Source organism: Marinobacter panjinensis (genome assembly GCF_005298175.1).
Taxonomy (GTDB): Bacteria; Pseudomonadota; Gammaproteobacteria; order Pseudomonadales; family Oleiphilaceae; genus Marinobacter; species Marinobacter panjinensis.
In genome coordinates this window covers 1-778 of sequence record NZ_SZYH01000005.1, presented here as the reverse complement: position 1 = coordinate 778, position 778 = coordinate 1, and the positions used below count along the sequence as shown (strand labels likewise).

The following is a 778-nucleotide window of genomic DNA, read 5'->3' as shown; positions in this document are numbered from 1 at the left end:
AACACCGGATAACGCTTGAAATCGTTATCACATTGAACCTATTTCTCTCGGAGATAATGAGAAAAATAGCTTCGTGTTCTATCTCGTCCAATTTGTTAAAGAGCAAATCTGACCCAGTGATCAGAAAAAAGAACTTCCGCTTAACAACCCTTGTCATTAAACCGAAATGCTTGTTTCTGCACACTGCTAACCGAAGCTAGCCAGTAATATGGTGGAGCTATGCGGGATCGAACCGCAGACCTCCTGCGTGCAAGGCAGGCGCTCTCCCAGCTGAGCTATAGCCCCGTCTGCTTGTCCAGCTTTCGTCACTCGTCGTTGCAGCACTCGCTCGCTTCAGTCATGACCCATCGAGGGTCACTCCTTCTCTCGCTTGCACTGAGCCTAGATTGACAAAACCTGTCCGGCGCATCCGCGTACGTCGCCACCTTTGCGGTTTACCCACTCGGTGCACCTCTTTACAGCAAGGCGTGCTCCGAAAATTGGGTTAGCCTAGGCATCGGAAGGTGTAGCGTGCGAGTCGCACGTGAGCCTTTCGATAACGACGGATAACGCAATTTTGGTGGGTCTGGGTGGATTTGAACCACCGACCTCACCCTTATCAGGGGTGCGCTCTAACCAACTGAGCTACAGACCCAAAGGTACGGGTCTGTTGACCCTTTTGCTCTCTTCTCAAGTTAACCAAGTAATTCGTGTGGACTCTGACCGAAGCGTTCGGCTTCGTTTAAGGAGGTGATCCAGCCGCAGGTTCCCCTACGGCTACCTTGTTACGACTTCACCC

General features: G+C 51.4%; 2 tRNA genes and 1 rRNA gene. All 3 read right to left on the bottom strand.

The annotated features are described in order from the left end of the window. Window positions 1-209 precede the first annotated feature (209 nt). Window positions 210-285: transfer RNA gene (locus FDP08_RS20245), tRNA-Ala, on the bottom strand. A 272-nt stretch (window positions 286-557) separates the two neighbouring features. Further along, window positions 558-634 (bottom strand) — tRNA-Ile (locus FDP08_RS20240). A gap of 88 nt (window positions 635-722) precedes the next feature. After that, window positions 723-778 (bottom strand): 16S ribosomal RNA (locus FDP08_RS20235); the annotation flags it as partial.